The organism is Brasilonema bromeliae SPC951, from assembly GCF_012912135.1.
Lineage (GTDB): Bacteria > Cyanobacteriota > Cyanobacteriia > Cyanobacteriales > Nostocaceae > Brasilonema > Brasilonema bromeliae.
Genome location: NZ_QMEB01000003.1, coordinates 1 through 8,217, shown reverse-complemented (window position 1 = coordinate 8,217; position 8,217 = coordinate 1). Strand labels below are relative to the sequence as shown.

Below are 8,217 nucleotides of genomic sequence, written 5' to 3'. Positions count from 1 at the left end.
TCCGGAACACCCTAGTTATTCATAGAACATAGTATTGGTAGATGCACCCTGATAACTCACTTCCCTAGTTGGCTACTCGCTGCTGGGGATTTATTTTTTTTGACACGAAATCAGCGATATTTCGCGGTTTGCACCTAACTAGGATCTCGCTGACTGGTAATATTTGGTATTCTTCTATAATATGTTATTCCACAAGCCAGTGTTAATAGATCGAGAATTTTGATATCCTGCCACAGCTAACCCTTGGGGCAAGTAGGGGGGATTCTAAAAATCACTATTCGAGTCGAGCACCGTTAAACGGAGTACCGTTATAGTGGGAAGCTTCTTATGGAGTTAAGTAAATCTATGAATTTAGCTGTCATCAAGTTTTCTTCCGAAGACTGCGGTATCTGCCACAAGATGTCTTTCTATGACAAAAAGGTGACAGAGGAATTGGGTTTGCAATTTATTGACGTCAAGATGCAGGATACGGCGACTTATCGGAAGTATCGTCAGATTCTGTTGACTCAATACCCTGATAAGTCACAGATGGGATGGCCCACCTACATTATTTGTGATTCGCCAGAAGGAGAATTTCAGATTTTGGGCGAGGTCAAAGGTGGTCATCCCAAAGGCGAATTTAGAAGTCGCTTGCAAGAAGTTCTCAATTCACCAGCATCTAAGGAGAGTTAATCACTTCAAAAGATTTTACTTCTAGCACTGGACCAATCATTGCAGCAGTGAGAACATCTTCACGCACAAGTCCCGTGACTTTTGCTTTTTGTCCTTGTTTGAGTAAATTTTTATCTACTCCTCTAAGGATTTCGTATGTATCACCCTTATCAGTAACTAGCGCCCAAGCGCCAGTACCAATGTCACGGCGTTCAATGGTACCTGTAACTGTGATGCTCATATCGTAACACTGCTCCTAATTACTGAGGGGATGAGGGAGGGAGGGAGGAAAACTTCCTCACTTCCCCATCTGGTGTTTAAGCTGGTTGTTCTTCGTTTTTGACTGCTAAGCGAGCTAAACCGAAACATAACACGGCATTAACAATGAGGAACATACGGGCTAAGATACTACTGCCCAATCCCCAAACTGCAGGGTCTAATACTGCACTTACCGCTAAACACGCTGCTACACCTAGTGATGAACCAATGGCAAACCACTTCCATTTAGGATGACTTAGCAAGAGTCCCATTAAGCCTAAGGGAATTAATACGCTGGCAAACAGTGGGTTAAAAGCATCTGTTCCTTGAAGGGTATTGCCTAATTCCGGAATAGAACTGCCCAACACACGGAAAGGCCATTGCGGAACGTCAAAAATATAGATTCCCTTGAGAAAAAATAATCCGGAACTACCAGTGATCAATCCCCAGGATAAATTCCAGCCCCAGCGGAACGGGAAGTAAACTCGTAAAAACCAAGCGAGGAGATAGGAACCGACGACCATCAAAATCTTGGGTAACAGCGCTATAGCACCGCCATCAATCCAAAAACCGGGGTTGAGATAGCCGCTATCCCGTAGCCAACGGAAGAAGTCTTGGAAAGTGATTTGCCCTTGAGTGGCTAATTGCACTGCTGCTTCTGCGTTGAGTTGTCCAGCGCCGTAGTAGTTCAAACTGTCATCTTGAACACTTCGTGCCGACTGCTTGAGGACTTCGAGGATTTGGTCTGGTTCTTTCACACCAGAAGCTTTTACTAATGCAGCAACACCAGCAACGTGGGGCGAAGCCATGCTTGTCCCCTGGAAGCCCATAAACACTGCTGTGCCTTTGTTATCAGGGTCGATGGTTTCTTGCAAAATCTTGCCTGCATCGCTACCACCAGGGGCGGAGATATCTACTCCAGCACCAAAGTTAGAATAGGGTGCTTTATCGCCATCTGGACCAAATGCCGAAACGCCAACAACATGGGGATAACGCGCTGGGTAAGCAGCAGAGTTCTGATTTTCATTACCAGCAGCAGCAATGATGATCACTCCTTTTCTATGGGCATAGTCAATTGCATCTTTCATCAGGTGACTTTCACCGCCACCGCCTAAGCTCATATTAATCACATCTGCACCGTTATCAGCAGCAAACTTAATCGCTGCTGCGATATCAGCAACAGTACCACCCCCATACTCACTCAGAACCTTGAGAGGCATCAGCTTGGCTTCGTAGGCAATTCCAGCTACGCCATAGCTGTTGTTAGTTGATTGGGCAATCGTACCAGCAACGTGAGTACCATGTCCATTGTCGTCCTTGGCTTCTACTCTATCGTTAACAAAGTCGTAGCCAGGGACAAATTCTGTCTCTATGAGATCACGCACGCGAGTGACACCAGTATCAATCACTGCAACCGTAATGTCTTTGCCTTTGGTTTGAGTCCACGCGCCTTCAACATGAATATTGTGGAGATTCCACTGCTTGCTGTAATAGGGGTCGTTGGGACCTTTGAATGTTGGTTTCGCTTCGTCAGCCTCTTGCGAGGGATCTAATAATTCTCCCAGCCAAGTTGCTTTACCTGGTTTTGGAATTTTGTAGATATAATTTGGTTCAATAAAATCCATGACTTGGGCAAATGGCGACTTTTTCAATTCTTTCAGTCGCTGCTTATCGCCCTTGATGATGTAAACATTCTCCTTGGCCCAATATTGATTATCTAGTTCGGGAGTGACATTGTACTGTTGAGCAATAGCTTGCAGGTCTTGCTGCAATACCTCTTTGGGAATATCTTCCCGAAAATTTAGCACTATTGTCTCAAACTCCCCTTTGGCTGCTAGTCCTTGAAAATTAATAAAATTAAACAAGGCAACGCTCAGCCCGATGACAAATAAGCAAAATAATATCAGCTTTCTCATTTCAAACCATTAGCTTTTTGCCAGTTTGCTCACTACCATAACTCATACAAGCCCTTTAGTGGTGCATCTGGTAGTAAACTTAGGATTTTTATACAAACTGGAGGACAATTTTTCAAACATGGAACGTGGTCTTTTATGGTTACCCCTGTTAGTCGCATTTTTTTGGTTGGCTTGGCAAGGTTCCCAGGAGTATCAAAAGATAGAAGCATACCGCACTTGGGCAGAACAATTTGAACAAGCTAAGTATGATATTTACGCGGTTTTGGGTCACAAAGGCAACAATATAACTTGGGGCAAACCAACCCCAAAAGGACCAATCAAGTTAGAAACATTTTCTTTGCTTGATGTGCAAAGTATCACCCTTTTGGTAGACTTCTTACAAGTAGAAGTAGAAAAACCACCCGAAAAAGGTCGTACTATTGAGTTGGAATTTTTATTTTCTGAACCAGACAAAACAGTACGTGTTCCTTTTACAGAGATTCCCTTAGCCGCAGAATGGGGCAAATATTTGCAAAGTCAATTGCAAAGCCTTGAAAGTTAAAAGTCTAAAGGAGCCAGCGCCGTGCGGTGAGACCAGCACTGCAGGCGGGTTTCCCGCCGTAGGTGACTGGCGAACCCGAAGGGGGGTTCCCCCCGTTGAGGCGACTGGCGTTCAAAAACGAAAAACAACTGCCATTAACACCAGATGGGGAAGTAGGGAAGTTTCCCTCTTTCCCTCTCTCCCTCCCTCTCTCCCTCTCTCCCTCCCCTAACCTATGAACTCCGAAACAACATCCAAGGTGCCCGTTGCTTTAACTATCGCCGGATCTGATAGCGGTGGTGGTGCTGGTATTCAAGCAGATTTACGCACTTTTGCCTTTCACTGTGTTCACGGTACAAGCGCTATTACCTGCGTGACAGCACAAAATACTTTGGGCGTGATGCGGGTTGATCCTATACTACCAGAGGCTGTTGTGGCACAAATCCGCACCGTGTATGAAGATATAGAAGTTCAAGCGGTGAAAACGGGAATGCTACTTAATAAGGAAATTATCACCGCTGTTGCTGAACAGGTGGAGGCTTTACAAATTCATAACCTAGTCGTCGATCCTGTGATGGTCTCTCGCACAGGAGCGCAATTACTAGATAATGATGCTGTGAACACTCTTCGACATTTGCTCATTCCTAAGGCTGCTATTGTGACACCAAATCGCTATGAAGCTCAGATTTTAAGCAGTTTACCAATTAATTCACTAGATGACATGAGAGCAGCAGCTCAAATGATTCACAGGAATGTACGGGCAAAGGTTGTTTTAGTCAAGGGTGGAGGTATGCAAGGAAATTTACGTGGTGTTGATATCTGGTTCGACGGACACAAGATGGAAACTTTGACAACAAAACACGTAGAAACAAAAAATTCTCACGGTACTGGTTGTACTCTCTCTGCGGCGATCGCCGCCCATCTTGCACGAGGATGCGACTTGATAACAGCAGTACGGCAGGCAAAGGAGTATGTCACTTCAGCGCTTTCTTACGCCTTAGACATTGGCAAAGGACAAGGTCCTGTGGGACACTTCTTTCCACTGTTGAATAAGTAAGGGAGTTACAAAATAAGGAATGACGCAAGTTGCTTAATCGCTTAAACTTCTTTTCTACCAACATTCCTTTTTCATCTCATACTTTAGAAATTTATATCCTATTACTGATAAACTTGTATCTTTCTCCTTCTAAATTGTAAATTAATCATTTTTAACCTCAAGAATATCTTTCTATGATTCTTGGGCATACTTTCACCAGACTGATTATCTCTGGTAGGAAATTCGTTTTAGCTGACTGACGTTAAATTTTGATTGAAATTTACCAATGCGAACAATCTCAAGTTCTGTTCACAGCAGTACACCAGCAGCAAATACACAAGCCTATTCTCCTTCTGTACCGCTTTCTGTCTATCGGGATTTGGCAACAGAGTTGCAAACTGTCCAAGCAAAGTTAGATACTCTCAATGCTCAAAATCAACAAGTCGTGCAAGAAAATCAATTACTTCGGCAAGAAATTGCCAAAGCTGTTGAGTCTGTTTTGCGCTTGCAAAAGGTGGTTGATTCACAAGCCAAGATTAATTTTCATCAAGTTTCCCAAGCTTCTTCTGATTCTAGAACTCAAACAAAACCACCTATTACTGAACCAGCTTCTAGAGAGCAAATTTCTCGTCCCCGTGCTTTTTATGTAGGAAATTCCCAGACACCTGTTTTTTCCCAAAACATGGAAATTCCAAGTTCCATTCCAGAACCAGTCTTTATAGAAGAACAGGAAGTCAGCTATGATCCTTACAAGGAATCAGAGCCTTTACGAATTAGGGGCTGGTGGTTAATAATAGGTATCTTGTTAATTATTGCTCTTGGTTTTAGCGCTGGGTATTTGATTGTACGTCCTTTATTTCAAAGTCATAGTCGTTAAGTCAAATCATTCTTCAACTTAACCTGTTACAGATCAAAATTCATCTTTGTTTGCAAGTTAAATAAGCTACGAAAAAATGATAAATTGAACGTATAAACCTCAGAAAATAACTTAAGAAATGATTAAGGTAGATAATGCTAATACCAAATCCGCTTTTTAAGTCTGCTTTTTACTCTGGCACAGGTGTGGCTAAACGATATTTATGCTTCTTGTGCTGACTAATGGAAAAGGAAGACCATCCGGATTTGGTTTACTAGTTTTACTTTTCTTTGATAACTAGGTCATCTACCGTTAAGTCGTGTGACAAGAAGTGATTAAATATTTATTTGAGGTTACGCTCTCTAGCTGATGAGCATCTTATATTGCAGTTTTCTTTGTTAAGACTGTCCAAGGTTAAGAATAACTCTTGAATCTTAACAAATCTCATAAGTGAAATCTGCAATGTGTAACAGCAAGCGTGAAAGTGTTAAACACTGGATCTGCTTTGATAGATAAACGTAGAAGTCGGGAGAAAATAAATGAGAAAAGTAGAGGCTATTATCCGTCCCTTTAAGCTTGATGAGGTGAAAATTGCCCTCGTTAATGCTGGTATCGTTGGTATGACTGTTTCAGAGGTGCGGGGTTTTGGACGCCAAAAAGGTCAAACCGAACGCTATCGCGGTTCTGAGTACACTGTGGAATTTTTGCAAAAACTGAAAGTGGAAATAGTTGTTGAAGACAACCAAGTTGATATGGTTGTTGATAAAATTATCGCAGCTGCTCGCACTGGTGAAATCGGTGATGGCAAAATTTTCATCTCGCCAGTTGAACAAGTTGTGCGAATTCGTACTGGGGAAAAGAATACAGAAGCTGTTTAACAGTTATCAGTTATCAGTACTTGTTGTCCAAAACCAACAGATAACTGTTCACTGTTCACTCATTTCATAGTTAGAAGTTAGTGGTTAGTCGTTAGTCGTTCGTATTTAGGTAGAAATTTAACTAACAACTAACAACTAACAACTAACAATGAGTGTTGTTTAAATGAGGCAACTCTTGAAGCAAAGATGCAAAAGCTTTGCCTCTATGGCTAACTGAACGCTTCAACTCTGGTGTCATCTCAGCAAATGTCAATTGCTTTTCTTGAACGTAAAAAATTGGATCATAGCCGAAACCGCCACTTCCACGAGGCGCGTAGAGGATTTCACCAGGACAAATCCCTTCTGATTGTAGAGCAATTGTACCATCTGGATGAGCGATCGCCACCACACAAACAAATTGGGCTTGCCGATTTGGTGTATCGCCTAATTCTCTCAACACTCTGGCAATTCGCTCTTCATCAGTTTTGCCATAACGTGCAGAATACACTCCTGGTGCACCATCAAGGGCATCTACTTGCAAGCCAGAATCATCGGCGAGCGCCCAGTTTCCCGTTGCAAGTGCCACTTGGGATGCTTTTAGGCAGGCGTTGGCACTAAAGGTGTCTCCTGTTTCCTCGATTTCCAATTCCTCAGGTTTGAGAGTTAATTCCCAACCAGAATCAGTGAGGTAAGCTTGCATTTCTTTTAACTTACCTGGATTTCCTGTCGCTACTACGAGTAATGTCATAAGTCAGTTAGCAGTTAACAGTTAACAGTTAACAGTTAACAGTGATAACTGACAACTGATAACCCTTCGGGTTCGCCCTTCGGGTATCTCCTTCGGAGACGCTTCGCGAACGCAGTCGCCTACGGAGGGAGAGCCGTCATTCGCGCTGTCTCACCAGTCGCCTACGGAGGGAGAGCCGTCATTCGCGCTGGCTCACTGATCACTGATATTACTCTGCCCACTCTTTTGCCCAAGCTAGAGTTTGATGTACCTGTTGGAGTGTGGGGGCTTCGCAGTACAGGCGTAAAACGGGTTCGGTACCGCTAAAACGAATCATTAACCAACTGTTGTCGGCTAAGCGGAACTTGTAGCCATCAATTGTCTGACAGTCAATGACTGGTTTTCCAGCTATTTCTGTTAAAGGTTGGGTTTGCAGTTGTTGTAAAAGACGCGATCGCACTTCCATGCTGGCGAGGGGTAAATCGATGCGATCATATGTGGAAGTGAAATCTGTTTGTTCTTGCAATTGACGATAATAATCACCTAAATCCAGCCCAGATTCCACGATAGCTTCTAGTACGTACAATGCTGATAAAAGTGCATCCCGTTCAGGTATATGGCTTCCGTAGCCAATTCCTCCCGACTCTTCGCCACCCAACAACACTTGTGCTTCTAACATTCTGTCAGCAATGTATTTATAACCAACGGGTGTTTCAAAAACTGACAAGTTGTGCACTGCTGCTAGGCGAGGAATCAAGTCAGAACCACTCACAGTTTTGACTATTTCGCCTTTGAAATCGCGGCGTAGGGTTAAGTGGTCGATTAATATTGGGATTAAGATTTGTGAACTCAGGAAATTGCTGTCTCCATCAACAGCAGCAATGCGATCGCTGTCCCCGTCAAACACCAACCCTACCGCTAAACCTCCTTGATTCGTTTTTTGGTGATTTTGCATCACCTCAAACAGATGCGAAAGGTATTTGGGTAATGGTTCTGGTGCGCCGCCACCAAACAGCGGATCACGGTTGCTGTTAATTTCTTTGATCTCATTGCCAAGTAGCATTGCCAATCCACCAGCAGCCGCGCCATGCATCACATCAGCAAATACTGTGAGTTTGCCTGCGGCGATCGCATCGCGGATTTTCTCAATCTTGACTTTACCTTCGAGTGCTTCACAATAACTGCCCCAGGGGTTGAACTTCTCTATCTTGCCTGGAGTTGATGCAGGTGGTAATGCTTGTAATAAAAGTGCTTCTATCTGCTTGGTGACTTCTGGCGGCGCAGAACCACCAAAAGCACTTTTGACTTTCAATCCCAAATATTTGCCTGGATTATGACTCGCGGTAATCACGAGTGCACCCAAGGCATTTTGTTGCTTCGCCGCCCAACTAAAAGC

General features: G+C 43.5%; 9 protein-coding genes. 5 read left to right on the top strand and 4 right to left on the bottom strand.

Annotated features, from left to right (window positions below; all coding sequences use genetic code 11):
- Nucleotides 1-345: 345 nt before the first annotated feature.
- Nucleotides 346-672: a thioredoxin domain-containing protein gene (locus DP116_RS00720; protein ID WP_169153337.1), complete on the top strand. Its 327-nt coding sequence runs from the start codon at nt 346-348 to the stop codon at nt 670-672.
- Here the strand turns inward: DP116_RS00720 and DP116_RS00715 are convergent.
- Both DP116_RS00715 and DP116_RS00710 read right to left on the bottom strand, forming a co-directional pair.
- Complete coding sequence (locus DP116_RS00715) at nt 659-892, bottom strand: hypothetical protein (RefSeq protein ID WP_169153336.1); 234 nt, start codon at nt 890-892, stop codon at nt 659-661. The two genes, DP116_RS00720 and DP116_RS00715, sit on opposite strands and share 14 nt — an antisense overlap.
- A 76-nt stretch (nt 893-968) precedes the next feature.
- Nucleotides 969-2,825, bottom strand: coding sequence for a DUF5942 domain-containing protein (locus tag DP116_RS00710; protein ID WP_169153335.1), 1,857 nt, complete (start codon nt 2,823-2,825; stop codon nt 969-971).
- A 118-nt stretch (nt 2,826-2,943) separates the two neighbouring features.
- On the opposite strand from DP116_RS00710, the gene DP116_RS00705 reads away from it, so the two are divergent.
- The 4 genes from DP116_RS00705 (at nt 2,944) to DP116_RS00690 (ending at nt 6,115) form a co-directional block, all read left to right on the top strand.
- Nucleotides 2,944-3,366 carry a hypothetical protein gene (locus DP116_RS00705; RefSeq protein WP_169153334.1) on the top strand — a complete coding sequence of 141 codons (423 nt, stop codon included), beginning with the start codon at nt 2,944-2,946 and terminating at the stop codon, nt 3,364-3,366.
- A gap of 214 nt (nt 3,367-3,580) precedes the next feature.
- A complete protein-coding gene (gene thiD / locus DP116_RS00700) occupies nt 3,581-4,402 on the top strand; it encodes a bifunctional hydroxymethylpyrimidine kinase/phosphomethylpyrimidine kinase (RefSeq protein ID WP_169153333.1) in 822 nt (273 codons plus the stop codon).
- A 265-nt stretch (nt 4,403-4,667) separates the two neighbouring features.
- A complete protein-coding gene (locus DP116_RS00695) occupies nt 4,668-5,258 on the top strand; it encodes a hypothetical protein (RefSeq protein WP_169153332.1) in 591 nt (196 codons plus the stop codon).
- A gap of 518 nt (nt 5,259-5,776) precedes the next feature.
- On the top strand, nt 5,777-6,115 hold the full coding sequence (locus DP116_RS00690; protein WP_015197276.1) for a P-II family nitrogen regulator: 339 nt from the start codon (nt 5,777-5,779) through the stop codon (nt 6,113-6,115).
- Nucleotides 6,116-6,257: 142 nt separating this feature from the next.
- On the opposite strand, the gene rdgB is transcribed toward DP116_RS00690, so the two are convergent.
- Both rdgB and DP116_RS00680 read right to left on the bottom strand, forming a co-directional pair.
- Complete coding sequence (rdgB, locus tag DP116_RS00685; protein ID WP_169153331.1) at nt 6,258-6,842, bottom strand: RdgB/HAM1 family non-canonical purine NTP pyrophosphatase; 585 nt, start codon at nt 6,840-6,842, stop codon at nt 6,258-6,260.
- Between the two features lie 208 nt (nt 6,843-7,050).
- The coding region (locus tag DP116_RS00680; protein WP_169153330.1) for a phosphohexomutase domain-containing protein at nt 7,051-8,217 on the bottom strand (1,167 nt) is incomplete at its 5' end.